The 24,261-nt window shown below is 39.9% G+C and carries 26 protein-coding genes; 19 read left to right on the top strand and 7 right to left on the bottom strand.

What is annotated here, in order from left to right; translation table 11 throughout:
• Positions 1-48: 48 nt before the first annotated feature.
• Complete coding sequence (serB, locus tag ATE37_RS01470; RefSeq protein WP_084867331.1) at positions 49-693, top strand: phosphoserine phosphatase SerB; 645 nt, start codon at positions 49-51, stop codon at positions 691-693.
• Between the two features lie 9 nt (positions 694-702).
• A complete protein-coding gene (locus ATE37_RS01465; protein ID WP_084867329.1) occupies positions 703-1,818 on the top strand; it encodes a glycerate kinase in 1,116 nt (371 codons plus the stop codon).
• On the opposite strand, the gene ATE37_RS01460 is transcribed toward ATE37_RS01465, so the two are convergent.
• On the bottom strand, positions 1,815-2,261 hold the full coding sequence (locus ATE37_RS01460; RefSeq protein ID WP_084867327.1) for a DUF1694 domain-containing protein: 447 nt from the start codon (positions 2,259-2,261) through the stop codon (positions 1,815-1,817). The two genes, ATE37_RS01465 and ATE37_RS01460, sit on opposite strands and share 4 nt — an antisense overlap.
• A 163-nt stretch (positions 2,262-2,424) precedes the next feature.
• Here ATE37_RS01460 and eno point away from each other — a divergent pair, with 163 nt between their 5' ends.
• The 8 genes from eno to pynA all read left to right on the top strand — a co-directional run bounded on the left by eno (position 2,425) and on the right by pynA (position 9,463).
• Positions 2,425-3,729: a surface-displayed alpha-enolase gene (gene eno, locus ATE37_RS01455; protein WP_084867325.1), complete on the top strand. Its 1,305-nt coding sequence runs from the start codon at positions 2,425-2,427 to the stop codon at positions 3,727-3,729.
• A 125-nt stretch (positions 3,730-3,854) separates the two neighbouring features.
• A complete protein-coding gene (locus ATE37_RS01450) occupies positions 3,855-4,349 on the top strand; it encodes a YkgJ family cysteine cluster protein (protein ID WP_084867323.1) in 495 nt (164 codons plus the stop codon).
• A 201-nt stretch (positions 4,350-4,550) separates the two neighbouring features.
• Positions 4,551-5,387, top strand: a complete 837-nt coding sequence (locus ATE37_RS01445; RefSeq protein ID WP_084867321.1) for an AraC family transcriptional regulator — start codon at positions 4,551-4,553, stop codon at positions 5,385-5,387.
• Positions 5,388-5,571: 184 nt separating this feature from the next.
• The gene (locus tag ATE37_RS01440; protein ID WP_084867320.1) at positions 5,572-6,486 is read left to right on the top strand and encodes a cysteine peptidase family C39 domain-containing protein; all 915 of its coding nucleotides are present in this window, start codon (positions 5,572-5,574) and stop codon (positions 6,484-6,486) included.
• 125 nt (positions 6,487-6,611) lie between these two features.
• Positions 6,612-7,154, top strand: coding sequence for a ClbS/DfsB family four-helix bundle protein (locus ATE37_RS01435; RefSeq protein ID WP_084867318.1), 543 nt, complete (start codon positions 6,612-6,614; stop codon positions 7,152-7,154).
• A gap of 382 nt (positions 7,155-7,536) precedes the next feature.
• The gene (locus ATE37_RS01430) at positions 7,537-8,538 is read left to right on the top strand and encodes a hypothetical protein (RefSeq protein ID WP_084867316.1); all 1,002 of its coding nucleotides are present in this window, start codon (positions 7,537-7,539) and stop codon (positions 8,536-8,538) included.
• Positions 8,535-8,732 (top strand): hypothetical protein, encoded by a 198-nt coding sequence (locus ATE37_RS01425; RefSeq protein WP_084867314.1) that lies wholly within the window; start codon positions 8,535-8,537, stop codon positions 8,730-8,732. Before ATE37_RS01430 ends, ATE37_RS01425 begins: the two co-directional genes overlap by 4 nt.
• 38 nt (positions 8,733-8,770) lie before the next feature.
• Positions 8,771-9,463: a pyrimidine 5'-nucleotidase PynA gene (pynA, locus tag ATE37_RS01420; RefSeq protein WP_084867312.1), complete on the top strand. Its 693-nt coding sequence runs from the start codon at positions 8,771-8,773 to the stop codon at positions 9,461-9,463.
• A gap of 135 nt (positions 9,464-9,598) precedes the next feature.
• On the opposite strand, the gene tnpA is transcribed toward pynA, so the two are convergent.
• Positions 9,599-10,063 (bottom strand): IS200/IS605 family transposase, encoded by a 465-nt coding sequence (gene tnpA / locus ATE37_RS01415; RefSeq protein ID WP_084867627.1) that lies wholly within the window; start codon positions 10,061-10,063, stop codon positions 9,599-9,601.
• Positions 10,064-10,279: 216 nt separating this feature from the next.
• On the opposite strand from tnpA, the gene ATE37_RS01410 reads away from it, so the two are divergent.
• The 9 genes from ATE37_RS01410 (at position 10,280) to lplA (ending at position 20,517) form a co-directional block, all read left to right on the top strand.
• On the top strand, positions 10,280-10,933 hold the full coding sequence (locus ATE37_RS01410; protein ID WP_084867310.1) for a uracil-DNA glycosylase: 654 nt from the start codon (positions 10,280-10,282) through the stop codon (positions 10,931-10,933).
• Positions 10,934-10,942: 9 nt separating this feature from the next.
• On the top strand, positions 10,943-11,407 hold the full coding sequence (locus tag ATE37_RS01405; RefSeq protein ID WP_009730172.1) for an NUDIX hydrolase: 465 nt from the start codon (positions 10,943-10,945) through the stop codon (positions 11,405-11,407).
• 12 nt (positions 11,408-11,419) lie between these two features.
• Positions 11,420-12,688, top strand: a complete 1,269-nt coding sequence (locus tag ATE37_RS01400) for a dihydroorotase (protein WP_084867308.1) — start codon at positions 11,420-11,422, stop codon at positions 12,686-12,688.
• Positions 12,689-12,729: 41 nt separating this feature from the next.
• The gene (locus tag ATE37_RS01395; protein ID WP_084867306.1) at positions 12,730-14,070 is read left to right on the top strand and encodes an MATE family efflux transporter; all 1,341 of its coding nucleotides are present in this window, start codon (positions 12,730-12,732) and stop codon (positions 14,068-14,070) included.
• Positions 14,071-14,248: 178 nt separating this feature from the next.
• The gene (locus ATE37_RS01390) at positions 14,249-15,217 is read left to right on the top strand and encodes a thiamine pyrophosphate-dependent dehydrogenase E1 component subunit alpha (protein WP_084867304.1); all 969 of its coding nucleotides are present in this window, start codon (positions 14,249-14,251) and stop codon (positions 15,215-15,217) included.
• Positions 15,218-15,232: 15 nt separating this feature from the next.
• Entirely contained in the window at positions 15,233-16,225 is a 993-nt protein-coding gene (locus ATE37_RS01385; protein ID WP_084867302.1) for an alpha-ketoacid dehydrogenase subunit beta, read from the top strand.
• A 451-nt stretch (positions 16,226-16,676) separates the two neighbouring features.
• Entirely contained in the window at positions 16,677-17,720 is a 1,044-nt protein-coding gene (locus ATE37_RS01375; protein ID WP_084867297.1) for a dihydrolipoamide acetyltransferase, read from the top strand.
• Positions 17,721-17,764: 44 nt separating this feature from the next.
• Entirely contained in the window at positions 17,765-19,468 is a 1,704-nt protein-coding gene (lpdA, locus tag ATE37_RS01370) for a dihydrolipoyl dehydrogenase (protein WP_084867295.1), read from the top strand.
• Between the two features lie 59 nt (positions 19,469-19,527).
• Positions 19,528-20,517, top strand: a complete 990-nt coding sequence (lplA, locus tag ATE37_RS01365; RefSeq protein WP_084867293.1) for a lipoate--protein ligase — start codon at positions 19,528-19,530, stop codon at positions 20,515-20,517.
• Positions 20,518-20,597: 80 nt separating this feature from the next.
• Here the strand turns inward: lplA and xerS are convergent, their stop codons facing one another.
• From xerS to ATE37_RS01340, 5 genes are all read right to left on the bottom strand, one after another.
• The gene (xerS, locus tag ATE37_RS01360; protein WP_084867291.1) at positions 20,598-21,668 is read right to left on the bottom strand and encodes a tyrosine recombinase XerS; all 1,071 of its coding nucleotides are present in this window, start codon (positions 21,666-21,668) and stop codon (positions 20,598-20,600) included.
• A gap of 149 nt (positions 21,669-21,817) precedes the next feature.
• Complete coding sequence (locus ATE37_RS01355) at positions 21,818-22,108, bottom strand: hypothetical protein (protein WP_180382747.1); 291 nt, start codon at positions 22,106-22,108, stop codon at positions 21,818-21,820.
• Positions 22,089-22,481: a hypothetical protein gene (locus ATE37_RS01350; protein WP_084867289.1), complete on the bottom strand. Its 393-nt coding sequence runs from the start codon at positions 22,479-22,481 to the stop codon at positions 22,089-22,091. Before ATE37_RS01350 ends, ATE37_RS01355 begins: the two co-directional genes overlap by 20 nt.
• Positions 22,463-23,719 carry a hypothetical protein gene (locus tag ATE37_RS01345; protein WP_084867287.1) on the bottom strand — a complete coding sequence of 419 codons (1,257 nt, stop codon included), beginning with the start codon at positions 23,717-23,719 and terminating at the stop codon, positions 22,463-22,465. Before ATE37_RS01345 ends, ATE37_RS01350 begins: the two co-directional genes overlap by 19 nt.
• Positions 23,719-24,162, bottom strand: a complete 444-nt coding sequence (locus ATE37_RS01340; protein ID WP_084867286.1) for a hypothetical protein — start codon at positions 24,160-24,162, stop codon at positions 23,719-23,721. Before ATE37_RS01340 ends, ATE37_RS01345 begins: the two co-directional genes overlap by 1 nt.
• Between the last annotated feature and the right edge of the window lie 99 nt (positions 24,163-24,261).

Below are 24,261 nucleotides of genomic sequence, written 5' to 3'. Positions count from 1 at the left end.
ATGATTCTTTCATACGATTTTTGGGCTGTTTGGAAAAGAGGAGAAGTGATGACTCAAGCAAAGGGACTTTGTGTTATGGATGTTGATGGCACCTTGATAGCAGAGGAAGTGATTGATCTTTTAGGAAGAGAAGCAGGTTGCGAAGAAGAAATTTCGCAGATTACAAGACAGGCAATGCGAGGTGAACTGGACTTTGAAACAAGTTTACGAGCGAGGGTAGCTTTGTTAAAAGGCCTTCCGGTTTCGGTCTTTGATACTGTCTTCAAATCCATTCATCTGTCCAAGAATGCTCAAGAATTTATCTCCATACTTCAAAAGAAGGGCATTCTAGTCGGTCTAGTGTCTGGTGGATTTGAACCAATAGTTGAGAGATTAGCAAAATCCCTTGGTATTTCCTATTTCTCCGCCAACCAGTTGGAAGTCAAAGACGGTTTTTTAACAGGAAAATTAGTTGGTGAAATTGTGACAGGTCAAGTAAAAAATGCTACTCTTGAGAAATGGAGAAAGGAATTAGGACTTTCCAAAGAAAGAACGATTGCCATCGGTGATGGTGCCAATGACCTTTTGATGTTAAAGTCAGCAGGACGTGGTATTGCCTTTTGTGCCAAAGAGGTCGTAAAAACAGAGATAGCTTGTCATATAGATACGAGGGATTTTTTGGAAGTTCTACCTTTGATTGATTTCTTAGAATGAGAGGGAACTATGAAAATTGTAATTGCACCCGATTCTTTTAAAGAAAGTTTGACGGCTGAAGATGTTGCCAAAGCTATAAAAAGAGGCTTCGAACAGTCAATAGCGGATGTAGAATGTCTGCTCTGTCCAGTTGGTGATGGCGGGGAAGGAACTGTAGACGCTATTCGCCATTCTCTTGAACTAGAAGAAAAATGGCAAGAGGTGACTGGACCTTTTGGCCTAAATGAAGCAATGCGCTACTTTCAAAAAGGTCAAATAGCGCTCTTTGAAGTTGCTGACTTGGTTGGTCTTGGGAAGATTTCGCGGGAGAAACGAAATCCTCTTCACATCCAAACCCGAGGTATCGGAGAGTTGATTCGCCATCTCGTTGATCAAGGGATGAAAGAAATCTATATCGGGGTTGGTGGTACGGCTAGTAATGACGGTGGGATAGGCATTGCTGCTGGTTTAGGTTATCGTTTTTATGATAAGAATGGAAAAGAATTGCCAGCTTGCGGTCAGACTTTGCTTGAGTTTGAATCAGTTTCCAAAGATGACCTATATAGGATTCCTGAAGATGTAAAAATTCGCATTTTAGCAGATGTCGTGAGCCCTTTATGTGGTCATCAAGGAGCGACCTATACATTTGGAAAACAAAAGGGCTTGGATCCTGCTTTGTTTGAGACGGTAGATCTGGCTATACAGGAGTTCTATGAAAAATTCTCACCTTCCACCCTATCTCTTAAAGGAGCAGGAGCTGGTGGTGGGATTGCTGCTGGGATATGTGCCTTTGCTGAGGCCTGTATCGTATCTGGGATTGATACTTGCTTGGATTTGATTGACTTTGACAAGAAAGTTGCAGGTGCCGACCTGGTTATCGTTGGAGAAGGTAGACTGGACAGTCAAAGCCTTGCTGGAAAAGCTCCTATCGGTGTAGCAAAAAGAACTCCTGAAGGAGTTCCAGTTATCGCTATTTGTGGTAGTCTTTCCGAGGATTTACCTCCCCTACCATTCGAAAATATACAAGCAGCCTTTTCAATTTTAGAGAAAAGTGAACCTTTGGAAGATAGTTTGAAAAATGCAAGTTTCTATTTGGAACACACAGCTACTAATATCGGTCATTTATTAAATATGAGAAATCATTAACCAAACCATTTTTTCCAGATGGATTTTTTAGGTGGCTCTGCCTTTTTCTCTTCCCAGAGGCTTGAGAATGCAAGTCTAAGGTCCTTTTCTTCTACTTGAACAGGTTCATTTGTATGAATGACAAGACCAAAAGGAGAGGTGATATGATCATCTGAAACAATAGTCGCCTGACAGTTGCTTTCCTTTGCTTGTCTTAAGTAAAAGACCTGTTTGTCAAACTCGATATTTGGTGAGATCTTTACAAAAAGTATCTCTACCTTTTCTTGGAAACTTTCTAAAATAGAGAAAAATCCATGTTCTAATTCAGGACTATTGGCAGTACTGATATCCGCATAGCCAAGAACCCTTTCCTCGAAAGTGCCGAGATAGCGGCGTTGTTCGTCAGGGTTTAATTTCGACCCACCATGAGCTTTTTCTAGGAGTTGTTTTGATAAATCTGTCATAAAAATAGTATATCACAAAAATCGCGAGAAAACAGACGAAAAGAAAGCGATTACTTTATAAAGTTAAGGAAAATTTGCACAAAGATAACGTTTTTTCTTGAAAAACGCTTATTTTTAAGGTATCATAGAGGTGTAAAAAATTTAACTCAAAGGAGAGTAAAAAATGTCAATTATTACTGATGTTTACGCTCGCGAAGTCCTAGACTCACGCGGTAACCCAACACTTGAAGTAGAAGTTTATACTGAATCAGGTGCTTTCGGACGTGGTATGGTTCCATCAGGAGCTTCTACTGGTGAACACGAAGCAGTTGAACTTCGCGACGGTGACAAATCTCGTTACGGTGGTCTTGGTACACAAAAAGCTGTTGACAACGTAAACAACATCATTGCTGAAGCTATCATCGGCTACGATGTACGTGACCAACAAGCTATCGACCGTGCTATGATCGCACTTGACGGTACTCCTAACAAAGGTAAATTGGGTGCAAACGCAATTCTTGGTGTGTCTATCGCTGTAGCTCGTGCTGCTGCTGACTACCTTGAAATCCCACTTTACAGCTACCTTGGTGGATTCAACACTAAAGTTCTTCCAACTCCAATGATGAACATCATCAACGGTGGTTCTCACTCTGACGCTCCAATCGCTTTCCAAGAATTCATGATCGTACCTGCTGGTGCACCATCATTCAAAGAAGCTCTTCGTTGGGGTGCTGAAATCTTCCACGCTCTTAAGAAAATCCTTAAATCACGTGGTTTGGAAACTGCCGTAGGTGACGAAGGTGGATTCGCTCCTCGTTTCGAAGGAACTGAAGACGGTGTTGAAACTATCCTTGCTGCTATCGAAGCTGCTGGTTATGTTCCAGGTAAAGATGTCTTTATCGGATTTGACTGTGCATCATCAGAATTCTATGATGAAGAACGTAAAGTTTACGACTACACTAAATTTGAAGGTGAAGGCGCTGCTGTACGTACTGCTGCAGAACAAATCGACTACCTTGAAGAATTGGTAAACAAATACCCAATCATCACTATCGAAGATGGTATGGATGAAAACGACTGGGACGGTTGGAAAGCTCTTACTGAACGTCTTGGCGGTAAAGTTCAATTGGTTGGTGACGACTTCTTCGTAACAAACACTTCTTACCTTGAAAAAGGTATTGCAGAAGGTGCTGCTAACTCAATCCTTATCAAAGTTAACCAAATCGGTACTCTTACTGAAACATTCGATGCTATCGAAATGGCGAAAGAAGCTGGTTACACTGCCGTTGTATCACACCGTTCAGGTGAAACTGAAGATTCAACAATCGCTGATATCGCAGTTGCAACAAACGCAGGACAAATCAAGACTGGTTCACTTTCACGTACAGACCGTATCGCTAAATACAACCAATTGCTTCGCATCGAAGACCAACTTGGTGAAGTTGCTGAATACCGTGGATTGAAATCATTCTACAACCTTAAAAAATAATCGTTGATTTAACAACGTTTTTAGCCCCTCGGATTTTTTCCGAAGGGCTTTTTTTCTGTTCAGGGGGCAAAAAGGGGCCAGTGTTTATGGTATAATAGACTAAAAACTTGTATTAGGAAGAAATTATGTCTAAAGAGATTGATATTGAGTATTACCATCAATTAGCACTGCAAAAGCAGAAGGAGCATCGTAAAGTGTTAGCTAATCTAAAGAAAAAGCCACCAAAGAATCTAGATAAGATAGCTCAGCAGATCCACCAAGAAGTCTTTGCTGAGATTGATTGTACTGCCTGTGCTAACTGTTGCAAGACTTTGGGACCAGACTTTAAAGAGGCAGACATCACCCGTATTGCCAAGTACTTTAAGATGAAATTACCAGCCTTTGAAGCAGAGTTTCTACAGGTAGATGAAGATGGGGATAAGGTTTTTAAATCTATACCTTGCCCCTTTCTAGGAGGAGACAATCTCTGCTCAATCTACGATGTCCGTCCAAAGGCCTGCCGGGAATTTCCTCATACAGACCGTAAAAAAATCCACCAAATCAACCATTTGACGATTAAGAATACCTTGACCTGCCCTGCAGCCTATCTCTTTGTTGAGAAATTAAAAGATAAGTTATAGAATTTACACCTTTAAATCTCATACAAAAATTCTAGGGTGGAAGTATCCTGTATTTGTTAGAATATAGATAGAATTGAACATGGCATAAAGCTATGTAAAAAAGAAAAAATTACCTAGAATCAGAAGAACCAGCGTTAATTTTCCTATTTTCACTTTGCTTTTAACGACCTTTGTATCTTATGGAGGTAAGAAAAGAAGAATATGATGCATCAATTCAATCAAACCATGGATTATTTGGAGCAGCAACTGACTGGAGAAGTGGATATGAAAAGATTTCAGCAGCTATCGGGCTATTCTTACCCTCTCTTTAGCAGGCTATTTTCTATCCTGGCAGATATGACTTTAGCAGAATACTTGCGCAATCGCAGGCTGTCAGAAGCTGTGACAGACTTGCGGGAAGGCTCTGAGAAGGTCATTGACATAGCGATGAAATACGGCTATGAGTCTCCGGATGCCTTCAGCGCAGCCTTTAAGAAATTCCATGGTTCAACTCCCTCAGAAGTTAGGAATGGAAAACCTTATCGGGTTTTTCCTAGACTTCAATTATCCTTAAAGATTACAGGAGGAAAGAACATGGATATCAAGATTCAAAAGAAGCCTGCTTTTACCGTGGCAGGCGTCCTATTGGAAGCTATTGACAATAGTCAGTGCCCGTCTGCTTGGGAGCATCTCTATAACAATCACAGCGTTGAAAACCTAGAAAGTTTAGGCAGTGGCCAATCCTTTGGCCTCTGCTCTGATGTCAAAGAGGGTGAAATCATCAACTATATGGCTGCTTATGATGTGACGGATAAAGTCAAAGCAGAAGAGCTAGGTCTATCAATCAAAGATATCCCAGTGGCTGAATATGCTATCGTACCAGTCAAAGGCCCTATACCAGCTAGCATTCACAATGCTTGGAAATATGTCTTGGAGGTCTTTTTCCCAGAAACAGGATATCGCCACTCAGGTGCACCAGACTTTGAAGTTTATTCCAAAGGTGATATGTCGTCACCAGACTATCAAATGGAACTCTGGATACCAGTGATTAAGAACTAGATCATTTTCTGATTTTTTATAAAGATGCAAATCGAACTCTGTAGAAAGTGTCTTCTACAGAGTTTTTTATTGTGGAAATTCATGTCTATAAAGCAAACATACCCTATTTTTTGTTTTGATTTTATGGGGTATGAGTATCGTTATCTCGGTATAATAGTCCCATAGAAGATAAGGAGGCAGGAATATGCAGATGTATTTTGGAGATGTGTCACTTTGCTACAGTTATTCATTGGCAATGGCACTGGATGGCTATGGCTATGACTTTAAAGCAGACTTTCTAGAGGCAATCATGGTGATGGGAAATGGCGCTAGTATCGTAAAGGAAGATGACCAGCACCCTCTAGTGTTTTTTGATAATGGAATGCCAGATCTTTCCATCTCCCATTCCTTAAAAATACTAGGGTTTGACTATAAGGATTTCTATCTAAAAGATGGAACTGAAGTAGATTTGGAAGAGATTAAAGGAAAGTTGGAAACCTTTCTGTCCAATGGACCTGTCGTACTGGGACCTCTTGATATGGGCCATCTGACCTACAATCCCAATCACACAATTTTTTATGGTGTGGATCACTTTGTAACCGTGTATGCTCTTGATGGTCAGTATCTCTATTTGCATGATCCAGCTGGTTTTGCCTGTATGAAGGTTGCTTTTAACGACATTTTAGAAGCCTGGAAGGCAGAGGGTATTGACTATAAGCGCGGAGCCTACTCCATGTGGGGAAATTTTAAGAAGATCAAGAGTCCTAGTCAGACTGAAATCTATCAGGAAACAGCAAAGATTATAAAGACCCGATATCTGAATGGTCAAAGTGGTGTTTTGGAATGCTATGCAAAAGCAGTTGCTGAAAACGGCTTAAATACGGAGCAAAAACAACTGCACCAGTATTTTAGCTTTAAACTTGCAGCTGTTCGAAATCTCTATCTCAGTAAGTTCTTAAAAGATCATGATCCGAAAGGGGCAAGATTCAAAGAAGAATTGGCTACTCTATTTGGCCAAGCCCACCTTTCATGTTTAAAAGAAGATTACCAAGAACTGTCCCACTTGCTCTATCAGATAGCAGAATTGGACGGTCTCTTTAAAGATTTATATGTAAAGTAGTGACTATAAGCATAAAAAATAGTTAGTAAAAGCAGTTTTTCGTAAAATGAAGAACTGCTTTTTGATTATGGTATAATGAAGTGAGGAAATAGTATATCCAACTTAAAAATGAAAGGAGAACTCCTATGCCTAGACCAAGAACAAAAGAGGAGCTAGTGCTAGCCTCTAAGGAAAAATATGAAAAGCTCAATCACTTTATATCTAAATTAAGTGAAGAGGAGCTACAGACTCCTTTTGATTTTTCAAAAGACCAAAAGAAAAAAGAAGCTCACTGGAATAGAGATAAAAATCTACGGGATGTCCTGATCCATCTCTATGAGTGGCATCAGTTACTTTTGAATTGGGTAGATTCTAATCAAAAGGGTCATGAAAGACCTTTTCTCCCCGAACCTTATAATTGGAAAACTTACGGGGAGATGAATGTCGCTATTTGGAAGAAGCACCAGAAAACGTCTTTAAAGGAAGCGACTAGACTACTAGAGCAATCGCATAGAGAGGTTTTAGAGTTGATGGAAGGCTTCAGCAATGACCAACTCTTTACCAAAGGTATCTATAAGTGGACGGGAGGGACAAGTCTAGGTTCCTACTTTGTCAGTAGCACCTCCAGTCACTATGACTGGGCTCTGAAAAAACTCAAAGCTCATCAGAAAAATTGTAAGAAACATTAATTGAAGTGCTCATGAAGTTTAGAAAAGGTTCTTCTAAGTTTCGAATAGCTTAGTTCTCGTGATTTTAGAGCTATTCTAGCTTTAGAATCCTTCAAAAATTAAAATTTAGGTTTGTCATAAACTTAGAATAGCACTAAAACATTTATTTTATAGGAATTCTAGGTTTAGAATTGCATGGATATCTATGAAGTTAGGGTATTCGATAGATAGGATTGTTCTATTTTGAAAGATTTAGGTTGTCAATTATATAGAATAGTATTATTTTATGTTAGATTCCAGTAAAAATGATTTGATAGATAATATTAAAGAAAAATCAAAATCATAATTTTGTTTAATATGGTATAATATCTCTAATAATTTAAACATAATGAGGTAGTAATTTATGGATGAAGTTTTATTTTTTGACGAAAATGACTTCGATATTCTTGATATTGACGGTTATGAACTAAAACCCTCAGTGTTTTTTAATAAGTTACCAGAAATAGCCCAACCATTAGTCAAAAATGCAAGTAAAATCTTATCTGAAGTAGAAAAAATGTTATATTCTGCTCCAGCCTTTATCAATGTTGTCCAATCTAGTATACCTGAAGAGGTTTTTCAGGCAATTCTTTCTTCAGAACAACGGGAAGCAATTGCTCAAGGTGTGTTAAAATTAATGACCAAGAAAGATGGCTCTCTCTTGGCGGTATTAGTAGATACTAATACTAATAAAGTCATTGGAAATGTACCATTGAAATCTGTTAAATTGACACCAGAATTAAATAAAGCCTTAGCCGACTATTCGTCGCAAATTCAAATGGCACAGATTGCAGAAGAGATTCAAAATGTACAATTTGCTATTGAGGACGTTAGAAAAGGACAGGAGTCAGATAGACTTGCAATAGCCTATAGTTGTCAACAGAAACTTTTGCAGGCTAGAGAGATATCAAATCCAAACATTAGAACAATGATGTTACTGCAAGTTATTTCAGATGCAGAAGATAGTCGAAATCTCTTAATGCTTAGTCAAAAATCAAATGTAAATTTTATCAAGGAACAACCAGATTCTACTTGGGGTAAGTTATTCAAAGGTGATAAACCAGATAAAATTGAAGCTCGTATGAATGAGATTAGAGATGGATTAGCAGCCATAAATATCGTTTCACTATCAGCGGCAATAGCTTATAATGAGTTGGGCGAGAAACAGGCTGCTCAAAAAAGTTTGGATTACTTTGGGAAATTTATTAACGAAACTTATCTCAGTTCTCAAGAATTAGTAGAGAGACTTGATTTACTTGATCCTTCTCCTACAAATTACTGGACAAAAGAATTGCCAAAAATTGAAACTTCTATAATGAAATTGCCAAATAAACTAGATTCTATTGAGACAGAGGTGTTAGAATGAACGAAATAAAAAAATGCAAGACATGTACTAGGGATTTACCATCAAGTTATAAACGCAATAAGTGTGAATCGTGTAGAAACAAAAAAATATATGGAGCAAAAAAGATACTTAAAGTTGTTGAACAAGTTGGAGTTGTTGTTGCTCCAGTTGTAGCTGGCATGTTGTTGAATAAAACTAAGAATAAGAAGAAATAACCTAATCTATTGATTACCTAGAAAGGAAAACTCTCAAATTGCCCTACAAATTTCTACTCTTCGACCTCGACCACACCTTGCTTGATTTTGATGTTGCTGAGGATGTGGCTTTGACGCAACTTCTAAAGGAAGAAGGAGTTGCGGATATTCAATACTATAAAGACTATTACATTCCTATGAACAAGGCTCTCTGGAAAGACTTGGAGCAAAAGAAAATCAGTAAACAAGAACTGGTTAACACGCGCTTTTCTCGTTTATTTGCTCATTTTGGACTGGAGAAAGAAGGTAGTTTTCTTGCCCAGCGTTACCAATTTTACTTAGCTCAGCAGGGACAAACTTTTTCAGGTGCTCATGAACTCTTGGACAGTCTCATCGAACGTGATTATGACTTGTATGCTGCGACAAATGGAATTACTGCCATCCAGACAGGTCGTTTGGCTCAATCTGGTCTGGCTCCCTATTTCAACCAAGTCTTTATCTCCGAGCAATTGCAAACGCAAAAGCCTGATGCACTATTCTATGAAAAAATCGGTCAGCAGATTGCTGGATTTAGTAAAGAAAAGACGCTGATGATTGGAGATTCCTTAACGGCTGATATTCAAGGTGGCAATAATGCTGGTATCGATACTATCTGGTACAATCCCCATCATCTCGAAAATTACACACAAGCCCAGCCGACCTATGAAGTTCATTCTTACCAAGACTTGCTGGATTGTTTGGATAAATCATAACCACCCGTCTAACGGGTGGTTTGCACCAGGGCTATAAGCCCAAATTACCAGCCAGCGCCTAAAGACGCTGGCTTTCACGTTGTTCAAGCCTCATTGCTCTTGACTCGTCACTTGCCTCTTAAAGAGACTTTGGTACTACTTACCACTATCCCTAAAGGGATCCTCATATTCTTTTACACTTAATTTATCTAATGCTATATCATGTTCTTCCTGTTCTTGGATATATTTCCTAATTGTGGCTTCATTAAGTCCTACTGTACTCACGTAATAACCTTCTGCCCAAAAATACCGGTTGCCAAACTTGTACTTGAGGTTGGCGTGTTTGTCAAACATCATGAGTGCACTTTTGCCTTTTAAATAACCCATGAAACTTGAAACACTTATCCTTGGTGGAATACTTACTAACATATGTACATGATCAGGCATTAAGTGTCCTTCGATAATCTCAACACCTTTATAACTACATAATCGGTGGAATATTTCTCCCAAACTACTTCGATATTGATTATAAATGATTTTTCGTCTATACTTAGGGGTGAACACAATGTGATATTTGCACATCCACTTTGTGTGTGATAAACTATGTGCCTTTTGTGCTATATTTTTCTCCTTTCGCTTTACAATTGGCTTGAACACCTTTATTGTATCGCGTTTGGAGTTTTTTGGTATAACCTTCGACGCGCACCCGCTTAGCGGGTGGTTTATTTGTCTCGCACCTTACGGAGCGAGACAGACTAATAGTCACATAACTGTAAAAAGTGGTTTAGATAGCCACTTTTTGCTATAATAGAAGCAGTAAAAACGAAGGAGTTGGCGATGCAACACTCATCTTGGCATGCTTTGATTAAGGAGCAATTACCTGAGGGTTATTTCGGGAAAATCAATCAGTTTATGGATCAGGTCTATGCTCAGGGAACTGTTTATCCACCTAAGGAAAAGATTTTTCAGGCTCTATTGACTACACCGCTTGAAGAAGTTAAGGTGGTGATTTTAGGGCAAGACCCCTATCACGGGCCAGGTCAGGCTCAGGGCTTGAGTTTTTCTGTTCCTGACTCTATCCCAGCTCCGCCATCCTTGCAAAATATCTTGAAAGAATTGTCAGATGACATCGGCGTTAAGAAATCCCATGATTTAACTGCTTGGGCTGAGCAAGGAGTCTTACTTCTCAATGCTTGTTTGACCGTTCCTGCTGGGCAGGCCAATGGTCATGCCGGGCTAATATGGGAGCCTTTTACAGATGCTGTGATTCAGGTAGTCAATAATCTAGACAGACCAGTAGTCTTTGTGCTCTGGGGAGCCTATGCACGTAAGAAGAAGGCCTTGGTTACCAATCCTCACCACTTGATTATCGAATCAGCCCATCCCAGTCCTTTATCAGTTTACAGAGGATTTTGGGGTTCCAAGCCTTTTTCCAAGGCTAATGCATTTTTAAAAGATACAGAACAAGTGCCAATCGATTGGCTTAGATAAGGAGAAAATATGCCTCAGTTAGCGACGATTTGCTACATTGATAACGGGAAGGAACTGCTCATGCTTCACCGGAATAAGAAGCCGAATGATGTCCATGAAGGCAAATGGATTGGTGTGGGTGGTAAGCTAGAGCGAGGGGAGACACCTCAGGAATGCGCAGCGCGTGAAATCCTCGAAGAAACAGGGCTCAAAGCCAAGCCAGTTCTAAAAGGCGTTATCACTTTTCCTGAATTCACGCCAGATTTAGACTGGTACACCTATGTTTTTAAGGTGACAGAGTTTGAAGGTGAGTTGATTGAATGCAACGAGGGAACATTAGAATGGGTTCCCTATGATGAAGTTTTGAGCAAGCCAACTTGGGAGGGTGACCACACCTTTGTTGAGTGGCTTTTAGAGGACAAACCCTTCTTTTCAGCTAAGTTTGTTTATGATGGGGATAAATTGTTGGATACTCAAGTTGATTTCTATGAATAAAGGAGAAAGCAGATGTTATTAATCAAAAACGGTCGTGTAATGGATCCCAAGTCTGGTTTGGATCAAGTGTGTGATGTTTTGGTCCAAGATGGGAAAATTGTCAAAATTGCGTCTGAAATCAAGAAAGAAGGAGCAGAGGTGCTTGATGCTACAGGTCTTGTGGTTGCACCTGGACTAGTGGATATTCATGTCCATTTCCGTGAACCTGGTCAGACCCACAAGGAAGATATCCATACTGGTGCCCTAGCAGCTGCTGCAGGTGGTTTTACAACGGTTGTCATGATGGCTAATACCAATCCAACCATCTCAGACGTAGAGACTTTGCAAGAAGTTCTCCAGTCTGCTGCTAAGGAAAAGATTAACGTCAAAACGGTTGCAACTATTACCAAGAACTTTAATGGTAAAGACTTGACTGACTTTAAGGCGCTTTTAGAAGCAGGTGCCGTTGGTTTCTCAGATGACGGTATTCCACTTGAGAGCAGCAAAGTTCTCAAAGAAGCCTTGGAAACTGCTAAAAAACTTGGTACCTTTGTTTGTCTACACGAGGAAGATCCCGGCTTGAACGGTATTCTTGGGTTTAACGAAAACATCGCTAAAGACCACTTCAAGATCTGTGGTGCGACAGGGGTAGCAGAATACGCCATGATTGCGCGTGATGTTATGATTGCCTATGCAACTAAGGCCCATGTTCACATCCAGCATTTGTCTAAGGAAGAAAGTGTCAAGGTAGTGGAATTCGCTCAAGGTCTGGGTGCGCAAGTCACAGCAGAAGTAGCACCACAACATTTCTCTAAGACAGAAGCACTTCTTTTAACTCAAGGTAGCAATGCCAAAATGAATCCTCCACTTCGTTTGGAGTCAGACCGTCGTGCCGTTATCGAAGGTCTCAAGTCAGGTGTTATCACAGTTATCGCGACAGACCACGCTCCTCACCATGCAGATGAGAAAAATGTTGAAGATATCACCAAAGCACCATCTGGTATGACAGGTTTGGAAACCTCTCTTTCTCTTGGTTTGACTTATTTGGTGGAAGCTGGTGAGTTGAGCTTGATGGAATTGCTTGAAAAAATGACTGTCAATCCAGCCAAGCTTTACCACTTTGAAGCAGGTTACTTGGCTGAAAATGGTCCAGCGGATATCACTATCTTTGATGCCAAGGCTGACCGCCTTGTGGACTCACACTTTGCTTCAAAAGCAGCTAATTCACCATTTATCGGTGAAACTTTAAAAGGGCAGGTTAAATATACCATCTGTAAGGGACAAATCGTCTATCAAAACTAGATGGGATTCTGCTCTATAAATTATAAGAATAGAGAGCGTATATGTATCCAACCCATCAATTTAAAGATAAGTTTCTCTTATTTCTTAAGATATTTTTCCCTATCCTGATTTATCAGTTTGCCAATTATTCTGCCTCATTTGTTGATACAACCATGACTGGGCAGTACAATACCATGGACTTGGCAGGAGTATCAACTGCAACAAGTCTATGGAATCCTTTCTTTACTTTTTTAACAGGGATTGTTTCGGCCATGGTTCCCATCATAGGTCATCATCTGGGACGGGGCAAAAAGGAAGAAGTAGCATCTGACTTTTACCAATTCATCTACTTAGCTTTCGGACTGTCTTTGGTCTTGCTTGGCATGGTAGTGTTCTTAGCGCCGCCTGTCTTAAACCATATCGGACTAGAAGCTCAAGTAGCGGCAGTTGCAGTTTCCTATCTTTGGTACCTGTCTATTGGAATTATACCCTTGTTGCTTTTCAGTGTCATTCGGTCATTGTTAGATTCTCTTGGATTGACCAAGCTATCGATGTATCTGATGCTCCTATTACTTCCTCTTAATAGTGGTTTTAACTATCTCTTGATATATGGAGCTTTCGGTTTCCCTGAGCTTGGTGGCGCAGGAGCAGGGCTAGGAACTTCACTAGCCTATTGGGTTTTATTGGGCATTTCTCTGCTTGTTTTGTTCAAACAGGAAAGATTAAAAACGTTACATCTTGAAAAACGGATTCCACTCAATATAGATAAAATCAAGGAAGGTGTTCGGTTAGGTCTACCAATCGGAGGAACCGTATTTGCGGAAGTAGCTATTTTCTCCGTGGTGGGACTAATCATGGCTAAGTTTTCATCACTCATCATCGCTAGCCACCAGTCAGCTATGAACTTTTCGAGCCTCATGTACGCTTTCCCCATGAGTATTTCCTCTGCTATGGCGATTGTTGTGTCTTACGAGGTGGGGGCTAAACGTTTTGAGGATGCAAAAACCTATGCTCGTCTAGGGAGAGTAACCGCCCTTATTTTTGCAGGTCTTACCCTGTCCTTTCTCTACATTTTTAGAGATCGTGTAGCAAATCTATATGGAAATGACCCTCAGTTCATTGAAACAACTGCTGTATTTCTAACCTACAGTCTCTTTTTCCAGTTAGCTGATACCTTTGCGGCTCCGCTCCAAGGAATTTTAAGAGGGTATAAGGACACTATCGTTCCTTTCTATCTTGGCCTAATCGGGTATTGGGGAGTAGCGATACCTCTAGGATATTTACTAGATCAAGCAACTGACTTAGAGGCATTTGCCTACTGGATTGGGTTGATTGCCAGCTTGATTGTTTCTGGTTGTTTGTATCAATGGCGTTTGAAAACTGTAATGAAAAGATTGAGCTAATTTTAAGAAATTATCCTGAAAAAGCACTTTGTGAAAAAATACTCTAACTAGAGAGAATCCCTGTTTTAACAGGGGTTTATTTTTTTATATTGTGAATTTTTATTAGCCATATACTTTGACAGCGTATACTAAAAAAGGTAAAATAGTAAGGTAAGTACAAAGTTAGAAAGGCAAGATTATGTCAACTTTAGATAAAAATCTTTTGCTAGAGATGTTCCGTAAGATGGAAGAAATCCGTCGTATGGACTTAAAAATTGCGCAATTAGTAAAGAAAGGGAAAGTGCCAGGAATGACGCACTTTTCTGTTGGAGAAGAAGCAGCTAACGTGGGGGCTATGTTAGCTCTCAATCCAGATGATCTAATTACCTCAAATCACCGTGGACACGGGCAAGCTATTGCTAAGGGGATTGACCTCAACGGAATGATGGCTGAAATACTTGGAAAATACACTGGAACCTGTAAAGGTAAAGGTGGTTCTATGCATATCGCTGACCTGGATGCTGGGAACCTCGGTGCCAATGGTATCGTTGGTGGTGGTATGGGAATCGCTGTTGGTGCGGCCCTCAGTCAGCAAATGCAACATACTGGTAAAATCGTTGTCTGCTTCTTTGGAGATGGGGCAACCAACGAAGGTGTCTTCCACGAAGCAGTCAACATGGCTTCTATTTGGAAACTTCCTGTTATTTTCTGCTGCATTAACAACGGTTATGGAATCTCTGCGGATATCAAGAAAATGACCAATGTGGAGCATATCCATCAACGTAGTGCGGCATATGGAATTCCTGGAATGTTTATCGAAGATGGAAACAATGTCATCGACGTTTATGAAGGATTTAAGAAAGCCGTAGACCATGTTCGTGGTGGCAATGGACCAGTCTTGATCGAAAGTGTGACCTATCGCTGGCTTGGTCACTCATCATCTGACCCTGGTAAATATCGTACCCGTGAAGAAGTAGAATTGTGGAAACAAAAAGACCCAATCGAAAACCTTCGCAAGTACCTCGTTGAAAATAATATTGCGAGTGCCGAAGAATTGGAAGAAATCCAAGCGCAAGTCAAGGAAGCAGTAGAAGCTTCTGTTAAGTTTGCGGAAGAAAGTCCATTCCCACCGCTTGAATCAGCATTTGAAGATATTTACGCAGACTAAGGAGAAAGAGATAAAATGGAAACAAAAACAATGTCGTTCCGTGACACCATTATCCTTGCTATGTCTGAGGAAATGCGTCGCGATGAAAATGTGTTCTTGATGGGAGAAGATGTCGGTGTCTTCGGAGGAGACTTCGGAACATCTGTTGGAATGCTTGAAGAATTTGGTCCAGAACGTGTCCGTGACTGTCCAATTTCTGAAGCTGCCATTTCGGGGGCAGCAGCAGGTGCAGCCATGACAGGACTTCGTCCAATTGTCGATATGACCTTTATGGATTTCTCTGTTATTGCCATGGATAACATCGTCAACCAAGCTGCTAAAACACGTTATATGTTTGGTGGTAAAGGTCAGGTTCCAATGACAGTTCGATGCGCAGCTGGTAACGGGGTCGGTTCTGCAGCTCAGCACTCGCAATCTCTAGAGTCTTGGTTTACTCACATTCCTGGTCTTAAGGTTGTAGCTCCAGGTACACCTGCAGACATGAAAGGCCTTCTCAAGTCTTCTATCCGTGATAACAACCCAGTTATCATTCTTGAGTACAAGTCAGAATTTAACCAAAAAGGGGAAGTGCCAGTTGATCCAGACTATACGATTCCACTAGGAGTTGGGGAAATCAAACGTGAAGGTACAGATGTAACAGTTGTTACTTACGGGAAAATGCTTCGTCGTGTGGTTCAAGCTGCTGAAGAATTGTCAGAAGAGGGAATTTCAGTTGAAATTGTGGACCCACGTACTCTCGTTCCACTTGATAAGGATATCATCATTAACTCAGTGAAGAAGACTGGTAAGGTCGTTCTGGTCAACGACGCTCACAAAACAAGTGGCTATATCGGAGAGATTTCAGCTATTATTTCAGAATCAGAAGCATTTGACTATCTAGATGCACCAATCCACCGTTGTGCAGGAGAAGATGTGCCAATGCCTTACGCACAAAATCTAGAAAATGCTATGATTCCAACCGTTGAAAGCATCAAAGATGCAATCCGAAAAACTTACAACAAAGAATAATATTACATAAATTAAATTATGTAATATTCTAGAGATTTTTAACTTTAATAACTTGAAATATGTTTTGTATCCAAGTTATATATAAAGTTGCGACATGAGTGAGTCGAATCGATAATATTCGACGAATGAATTAGTAAGTCTACTAGGTTGACCGCCTAATATCGGCAACCGTAGCAACTTGAGACATGTTTCGTGTCCAAGTTACTTGTAGAGTTGAATACGGGCTAAAGTCTGTGTGAAAAAGATAAACTTTCCTAGAAACTAAAGTTTCTTCGTCAAGTTTCCTATTTTCACTTTGACTTTTAACGCCTGTAGTATCATGTAATTGAATTCGGACGGAGGTCTGCGAAAAAAAGATAGATTTCCTTGTGTTCATCGAACACATCGTCAATCTCCTATTTTTTCATTGCCCTCTTCGTCCTTAATATCTTAGTATAGAATTGGAGAGGTCATGGCTGATGACAAGCTAAGAGCGACTCCTGCGGCTAGAAAGTTAGCGAATGATCTAGGGATCAACCTCTACGACGTTTCTGGCTCAGGTGCAAACGGTCGTGTCCACAAAGAAGACGTGGAAACTTATAAAGACACAAACGTGGTTCGCATTTCGCCACTTGCAAAACGAATTGCCCTCGAACATAACATTGCTTGGCAGGAAATCCAAGGAACGGGTCACCGTGGTAAAATCATGAAGAAGGACGTTTTGGCCTTACTTCCTGAAAATATCGAAAACGACACCATCAAGTCTCCTGCTCAAATCGAAAAAGTGGAAGAGGTTCCTGATACTATCACTCCTTATGGTGAGATTGAGCGTATTCCAATGACACCAATGCGTAAGGTTATCGCGCAACGTATGGTTGAATCTTACCTAACTGCGCCAACTTTCACACTCAACTACGATGTCGATATGTCAGAAATGTTGGCTCTTCGTAAGAAGGTTCTTGAGCCGATTATGGAAGCAACTGGTAAGAAAGTAACTGTTACAGACCTTCTTTCTCTCGCTGTTGTGAAGACCCTTATGAAACACCCATACATCAACGCTTCATTGACAGAAGACGGCAAGACCATTATCACTCATAACTATGTCAACCTTGCGATGGCGGTTGGGATGGATAATGGATTGATGACACCAGTTGTCTATAATGCTGAAAAAATGAGCTTGTCAGAGTTGGTTGTTGCCTTTAAGGATGTAATTGGTCGTACCTTGGATGGTAAATTGGCTCCAAGCGAACTGCAAAACTCAACCTTCACAATTAGTAACTTGGGAATGTTTGGCGTTCAGTCCTTTGGTCCTATTATTAACCAACCAAACTCAGCTATCCTCGGGGTTAGCTCAACAGTTGAAAAACCTGTAGTTGTCAATGGTGAGATTGTCATTCGCCCTATCATGAGCCTTGGATTAACCATTGACCACCGTGTTGTAGATGGTATGGCTGGTGCTAAGTTTATGAAAGACTTGAAAGCCTTAATTGAGAATCCAATCTCAATGTTGGTTTAAGTTAGCTATTGTTATTTTAGAGTTTTAGATAAAGGAAGTAAGACATGGCCTTAGAAGTAATTATGCCAAAAGCCGGCGTGGATATGACAGAAGGACAAATCGTCCAATGGAATAAAAAAGTCGGTGAATTTGTAAAAGAAGGAGAAATCCTTTTGGAAATCATGACTGACAAAGTCAGCATGGAATTGGAAGCTGAAGAAGATGGATACTTGATTGCCATCCTCAAAGGAGATGGTGAAACTGTCCCTGTAACGGAAGTTATCGGTTACCTTGGTGAAGAAGGGGAAAATATCCCAACAGCTGGAGCGGCAGCACCAGAAGCTAGCCCAGCGCCTGCAGTTAGTGCCTCAAACGACGACGGCAAGAGCGATGATGCCTTTGATATCGTTGTGATTGGTGGTGGTCCTGCTGGATACGTAGCAGCCATTAAAGCTGCCCAACTTGGTGGTAAGGTTGCTCTTGTTGAGAAATCTGAACTCGGTGGAACGTGCTTGAACCGTGGCTGTATCCCAACTAAGACCTACCTTCACAACGCAGAAATCATCGAAAACATCGGTCATGCAGCAAATCGTGGTATCGTCATCGAAAATCCAAACTTCACTGTAGATATGGACAAACTCCTTGAAACTAAGTCTAAGGTTGTCAATACCTTGGTAGGTGGTGTTGCGGGTCTTCTTCGTAGCTATGGAGTTACTGTTCATAAAGGAATTGGTACAATCACTAAAGATAAGAATGTCTTGGTTAATGGTTCAGAGTTGCTTGAAACCAAGAAAATTATCCTTGCCGGTGGTTCAAAAGTCAGCAAAATTAACGTTCCTGGTATGGAATCTCCACTTGTGATGACCAGCGATGATATTCTTGAAATGAACGAAGTACCAGAAAGCCTCGTAATCATTGGTGGTGGTGTTGTCGGTATCGAACTCGGCCAAGCCTTCATGACATTTGGTTCAAAAGTAACTGTTATCGAAATGATGGACCGTATCGTTCCAGCTATGGATGCGGAAGTTTCTAAGAATCTTCGCTTGATCCTTGAGCGCAAAGGTATGACCATCTTAACTGGTACAAAACTGCAAGAAATCATCGAGGAAAATGGTCAACTTCGTATCAAGGTTGAAGGTAAAGACGATATCATTGCAAGCAAAGCCCTTCTTTCAATCGGTCGTGTGCCAGACCTCGAAGGAATTGGCGATGTTGAGTTTGAGTTGGATCGTGGACGTATCAAGGTCAATGAATACATGGAAACTTCTGTTCCAGGTATTTACGCACCAGGTGACATCAACGGTACTAAGATGTTGGCGCACGCAGCCTTCCGCATGGGCGAAGTTGCCGCTGAAAATGCCCTCAAAGGAAATCATGCTGTTGCCAAACTCAACTTGACTCCTGCAGCCATCTACACTCTTCCTGAAGTAGCAGCAGTAGGTCTGACTGAAGAACAAGCTCGTGAGAAATACGATGTTGCAATCGGTAAATTCAACTTTGCTGCCAACGGTCGTGCAATTGCCTCAGATGCAGCTCAAGGTTTCGTTAAAGTTATTGCTGATAAGAAATACGGAGAAATCCTTGGTGTGCACATCATTGGTCCTGCAGCTGCAGAATTGATCAACGAGGCATCAAGCATCATCGAAATGGAAATTACTGTTGAAGAAATGCTGAAGACTATTCACGGACACCCAACCTACTCTGAAGTGATGTACGAAGCATTTGCGGATGTTCTAGGAATGGCCATCCATTCACCAAAGAAAAAATAAAACGAAGATAGACTAGGCTGGAAAGATGTTTTCCAGTCTCTATCGTATAAAGGGATATCATGAAATATATTATCAATCATTCAAATGACACTGCTTTTAATATCGCCTTGGAAGAATATGCCTTTAAACACCTACTTGATCAGGATCAAATCTTCCTTCTTTGGATTAACAAACCTTCTATCATTGTTGGTCGTCACCAGAATACTATCGAAGAAATCAACCGTGATTATGTCCGTGAAAATGGCATTGAGGTAGTCCGCCGTATCAGTGGTGGTGGAGCTGTTTATCACGATTTAAACAACCTCAACTACACCATCATTTCAAAAGAAGATGAAAACAAGGCCTTTGACTTCAAGAGCTTCTCAACTCCAGTTATCAATACCCTGGCTCAACTCGGTGTTAAAGCTGAGTTCACAGGCCGTAATGACCTTGAGATTGATGGAAAAAAATTCTGTGGTAATGCCCAGGCCTATATCAATGGCCGTATCATGCACCACGGTTGCCTGCTCTTTGACGTTGATTTGTCAGTCCTTGCTAACGCCCTCAAGGTTTCAAAAGATAAATTTGAATCAAAAGGTGTGAAATCCGTTCGTGCCCGTGTAACCAATATTGTCAATGAATTACCAGAAAAAATCACAGTTGAAGAATTCCGTGATTTGCTATTGGAATACATGAAAAAAGAGTACCCAGAGATGTCTGAATACGTTTTTTCTGAGGAAGAATTGGCTGAAATCAACCACATCAAGGAGACCAAGTTCGGTACTTGGGACTGGAACTACGGTAAATCACCTGAATTTAACGTCCGTCGTGGAACAAAATTCACCAGTGGTAAGGTTGAAGTTTTTGCCAACGTCATTGAATCAAAAATCCAAGATATCAAGATTTACGGTGACTTCTTCGGTATCGAAGACGTTGCAGCTGTAGAAGATGTCCTTCGTGGAGTAAAATACGAACGCGAAGATGTCCTTAAAGCTCTAGAAACTATTGATATTACACGCTACTTTGCTGGAATTAGCCGTGAAGAAATCGCTGAAGCGGTAGTGGGATAAAAAGAAAAGAAGTTGGTTGTATGACCAGCTTCTTTTTTGAACTACAATTTACATAATTTATAATATGTAATGTGTAATATTTACAAACTATCTAAAGCATTCTTTTGTTCATCATTGACGATATGGGTATAGAGGTCAGTGACTTGTGTGCTGGCGTGTCCCAGCTGATGGCTAACCAAAACTTGCGATTTAGTTGCATCATAAAGTCTTGTTGCTAGCGTATGGCGTAGTTTGTGGGGAGTTACACGCACTTTGAAGTCCTCAGAGTACTTAGCAACCATTTTTTCAACACTGGAAGCATCGATACGATTAGGAACACCACGATATAAGGTCAAAAAGAGTGCTGTATCCGTCTTTTCCGTCTTATAGCGTTGATTTCGAATGGCGAGATAATTCTCTAGATAAGGCTTGGCAAAGGCAGCGACATTGACCGAGTCACGTTTTCCCCCCTTACGTGTGACATCAATAACCATCATATTGAGATTAAGATCTCTTAGATCTAGATTAACAGCTTCGGATAAGCGGACACCAGATGCTAGGAGAAGGGCAATAATAGCTAAATCACGTTCTTTATTTTTATTAAAGGAGGATAAGGCACGATTTGAGAGCTGTTGTGGGTACTCTTGGTCGATATAAGTCAGAAAACCTTCTGTTTCATCACCTAGAAAGAGCTTTTGCTTGATGTTTTCAGCTCTGGCAGCAAGAGTTTCTTTCTTTTTCTTGGTTGAAACTTTCTTCATTACATTACGATAGAAATAAGGCTCCCCCTGGTCGTTTTCAACCTCCTCGGTCAGATACTTGTAAAGACTGGAAAGTGCTGACAAGGTCCGATTGATGGTCGTCTGAGAGACACCTTGCTTGGTTGTATTAGCATTCAGCAAAGGACGTTCTCGTAGATATAGGATAAAAGCTTCCATATCTTTCTTAGACATGTTTTCCAAGACTGATAAAGGAATGTCGGACATTTTATCAACATTTGAAATACCAGACTCCAAAACCCAGCTAAAAAATCGATCATATTCCTTGAGGTATTCGTACAAGGTTGTAAAACTGTAAGGAACAGCAAGCTTTGATTGGTAGTATTCCAAGACATACCAGGGCATGATTTGTTTTAGTTTGTCGATTCGTTCCAGTAAAATCTCACGTTTCATGTATTTTCTCCATAATTAAGTCTACTAGTAGTATAGCATAGACTTATATATTTTTCAAGAAAATTATAGTTTTTCGGAAAGATGTTATAGGGGAGATTTAGGAATAGATAACTTTAAGCAAATAACCAAAAAATTCTTTAGAGTATTTTCTATATTTCATCATACTTGAGCAACATGTTAGGAATCTTTGTTTCAAGACTCTTGCGAACTTTACCTTGAATTGCAGTATCCATTTGGCTGTTAATACTTGTTATTGTTGCTTTAGTATCTCTTGCAATTGTTTTCGATTTTTGGTCAAAACTTTCTTTTATTTGATTTTTAGCGACCTTTGCTAATTGGCATTGAGCCAGGATGCGATTTCTTTCCATCATGCGATACATTTGTTTTAGAGCGTATTGGTATTCTTCATCAGTATAGTACTCATTCATTGGTGCTTGCATAATCTCTCCTTAGTTTTTGATATTCTTCATCTAAGATATTTTTTCTTTGTCGAAATTCTTTATCTATTTTTTCTTTTTCTTCTTCCAGTTTTATTTCATTAGTTCTATAAACTTGGTTAGAATGATATCTCAAATTTTCTATTTCTGTAAAGTAGTCTCTAACACAATCAGCTGGTGATAAAAACTTTCTTAATACTAGATACATTTTATCAGCTTCTTCGTTCATGATCTTTTCTAATCTTGCAGAACGTTCCTCTAATTCTAGTGTCTTTTTCTCTAATTTTTTCTTTTGCTGATAGTATTGTTCTTCGAGGTTAAGAATTTCCCTCTCTTTTTGTCTAATGGCATCCCATTTTACATCTCTGCTTTCCATTGTCTGAACTCCTTAGCAAATTGTGTGTCTGTTGCCACTGTTTTTTCGATGACTTCCTGTAATTGTTTATCCAAATTTTCAAATGCTTGGGCGGAAGCATTCATCTTAGTGACTGTTTGATCCGTTTCTGCCTGAAAAGTATCGATAAACTGTGCTTGAGTGATACCTTGGCTAGCAAAAATGGTTTCAACTTCATAGGGAGCCAAGGCTGTGTAGCTTGTAAAATCGATTTTTGACCAAATTTCTTGTAATTCTTGGTTAGCAATCTTGGCTAAGGCGCTCACTTCATCAGCTCCAGTTCTTGCTGCCGTAGCTATAGATGATGATAAGATAGAACCCTGAGCTGCATCTAAGTATATTTCCTCAGAGCTACTAATGCCACCTGATGACCATTTTGATTTCAAGTCCTTGTAATGAGCCATTCCTCGGAGACTGTTGGCATAAGCTCTATAAACGCCGCTAATTAAGGGTTTTCCACCTTTACCATCAACAACTTGACCTGTTACAGGATCAAATTCCCAATCAGCAATTTTGTGACTAGAGCCATCAAGCCAGTGAATCGTGTTAGGCATAGAATTTGTAGTGGTAGTATTATACCATTCTGGATGATTGAAATCATTCCAGACTACTACGTCATCATTTTTTCTACGGTAATCTATAAACATAGAAGGGTTACTTTCAATAAATGCTTTCTCTTTTAATGAGAGGGCTCCATATTTGAACCAAGCATTAAAGGTAGTTGTAGGTATGTGATATTTAGCCCCTACTTTAAGCATATAAGCCCCTTGTGAATAGCCCGATAGTTGACTAACTTCATATCTGGGATCGTCCATAATCTCTTTTACGAATTGGTCGGCAACCTTATATTGTGGAGATAAATAAGTTTGCCTTGCAATTATGGCACTATTGACATCGCGTGAACTAAACATAGTTTTATTCACCGGACTATCAGGGTCAGTTCCTGCCGCAATCACAGCTACATTTTTATAATCTGCTTTGCCATTGACAATTGGTGCAACTGCCAGTCCATCAAATCCCGATACTGGGTCAGACTTAGTGGCAACAACACGGAATTCTTGACCATCGGAGGTGGTTATGGTGTTGGTTTCGTTTTTATTATTTGGATTATCTGTCACAAATTTCTTTTTATTGCGTTCTGAAAATTCTTTATTAACACTATAGACCGCAAAATCTTGGTTTAAATTATTCAATTGATTATCAGTATAATTAAATACCATTATTGCTCTCCTGTTTCACCATTTGAATATCGTACTAATATTGTAGAATCTGTTTTACCAATGTGTTTTTGAAGTATAGACCATTGTTGATCAATTTCTTCATTAGTATTTCCTTTCATAAGACCATCATGGTTTTCTTTATAGGTTAATCTGTGATTAATTCCATAAGTAATAGTTTGACTATCATTGAACTGTACTGAAATATCACAAGACCACGAACCTGGTTTGTCATTATAGTAAGGATCCATAATCTTAATCTCCTTAATCCCTTGGTAGGAATTCTTTAAGGCATTAACCAGACTAACTTCATACTCTCTATTTCGACGTTCTTCTTGGGATTGCCCTAAGATACTAAACATAAAAACACCTCCTGTTGTGATAGTTGCGAGTAGAAGAACTATGAATAATGGTTTATAGCTTTTTCTTAATCTGTCTTTACTCATTATCATTTCCTCTTTTTCTCAGCATATTCAGCATTGACACTATATACATTCTTCCCGTGGTTTAATTCATTAAGTTGTTTTTCTGTATAATTAAATACC

Origin of the sequence: Streptococcus oralis subsp. tigurinus, from assembly GCF_002093575.1 — a bacterium.
Classification (GTDB): domain Bacteria; phylum Bacillota; class Bacilli; order Lactobacillales; family Streptococcaceae; genus Streptococcus; species Streptococcus oralis_CH.
This window is presented reverse-complemented; position numbering and strand designations above follow the sequence as displayed.

What these genes read in the sequence shown, in the direction of transcription:
- serB (WP_084867331.1), top strand. Translation starts at nt 49, where the DNA reads ATGACTCAAGCAAAGGGACTTTGTGTTATGGATGTTGATGGCACCTTG.
- ATE37_RS01465 (WP_084867329.1), top strand. Translation starts at nt 703, where the DNA reads ATGAAAATTGTAATTGCACCCGATTCTTTTAAAGAAAGTTTGACGGCT.
- ATE37_RS01460 (WP_084867327.1), bottom strand. Translation starts at nt 2,261, where the DNA reads ATGACAGATTTATCAAAACAACTCCTAGAAAAAGCTCATGGTGGGTCG.
- eno (WP_084867325.1), top strand. Translation starts at nt 2,425, where the DNA reads ATGTCAATTATTACTGATGTTTACGCTCGCGAAGTCCTAGACTCACGC.
- ATE37_RS01450 (WP_084867323.1), top strand. Translation starts at nt 3,855, where the DNA reads ATGTCTAAAGAGATTGATATTGAGTATTACCATCAATTAGCACTGCAA.
- ATE37_RS01445 (WP_084867321.1), top strand. Translation starts at nt 4,551, where the DNA reads ATGATGCATCAATTCAATCAAACCATGGATTATTTGGAGCAGCAACTG.
- ATE37_RS01440 (WP_084867320.1), top strand. Translation starts at nt 5,572, where the DNA reads ATGCAGATGTATTTTGGAGATGTGTCACTTTGCTACAGTTATTCATTG.
- ATE37_RS01435 (WP_084867318.1), top strand. Translation starts at nt 6,612, where the DNA reads ATGCCTAGACCAAGAACAAAAGAGGAGCTAGTGCTAGCCTCTAAGGAA.
- ATE37_RS01430 (WP_084867316.1), top strand. Translation starts at nt 7,537, where the DNA reads ATGGATGAAGTTTTATTTTTTGACGAAAATGACTTCGATATTCTTGAT.
- ATE37_RS01425 (WP_084867314.1), top strand. Translation starts at nt 8,535, where the DNA reads ATGAACGAAATAAAAAAATGCAAGACATGTACTAGGGATTTACCATCA.
- ATE37_RS01410 (WP_084867310.1), top strand. Translation starts at nt 10,280, where the DNA reads ATGCAACACTCATCTTGGCATGCTTTGATTAAGGAGCAATTACCTGAG.
- ATE37_RS01405 (WP_009730172.1), top strand. Translation starts at nt 10,943, where the DNA reads ATGCCTCAGTTAGCGACGATTTGCTACATTGATAACGGGAAGGAACTG.
- ATE37_RS01400 (WP_084867308.1), top strand. Translation starts at nt 11,420, where the DNA reads ATGTTATTAATCAAAAACGGTCGTGTAATGGATCCCAAGTCTGGTTTG.
- ATE37_RS01395 (WP_084867306.1), top strand. Translation starts at nt 12,730, where the DNA reads ATGTATCCAACCCATCAATTTAAAGATAAGTTTCTCTTATTTCTTAAG.
- ATE37_RS01390 (WP_084867304.1), top strand. Translation starts at nt 14,249, where the DNA reads ATGTCAACTTTAGATAAAAATCTTTTGCTAGAGATGTTCCGTAAGATG.
- ATE37_RS01385 (WP_084867302.1), top strand. Translation starts at nt 15,233, where the DNA reads ATGGAAACAAAAACAATGTCGTTCCGTGACACCATTATCCTTGCTATG.
- ATE37_RS01375 (WP_084867297.1), top strand. Translation starts at nt 16,677, where the DNA reads ATGGCTGATGACAAGCTAAGAGCGACTCCTGCGGCTAGAAAGTTAGCG.
- lpdA (WP_084867295.1), top strand. Translation starts at nt 17,765, where the DNA reads ATGGCCTTAGAAGTAATTATGCCAAAAGCCGGCGTGGATATGACAGAA.
- lplA (WP_084867293.1), top strand. Translation starts at nt 19,528, where the DNA reads ATGAAATATATTATCAATCATTCAAATGACACTGCTTTTAATATCGCC.
- xerS (WP_084867291.1), bottom strand. Translation starts at nt 21,668, where the DNA reads ATGAAACGTGAGATTTTACTGGAACGAATCGACAAACTAAAACAAATC.
- ATE37_RS01355 (WP_180382747.1), bottom strand. Translation starts at nt 22,108, where the DNA reads ATGCAAGCACCAATGAATGAGTACTATACTGATGAAGAATACCAATAC.
- ATE37_RS01350 (WP_084867289.1), bottom strand. Translation starts at nt 22,481, where the DNA reads ATGGAAAGCAGAGATGTAAAATGGGATGCCATTAGACAAAAAGAGAGG.
- ATE37_RS01345 (WP_084867287.1), bottom strand. Translation starts at nt 23,719, where the DNA reads ATGGTATTTAATTATACTGATAATCAATTGAATAATTTAAACCAAGAT.
- ATE37_RS01340 (WP_084867286.1), bottom strand. Translation starts at nt 24,162, where the DNA reads ATGAGTAAAGACAGATTAAGAAAAAGCTATAAACCATTATTCATAGTT.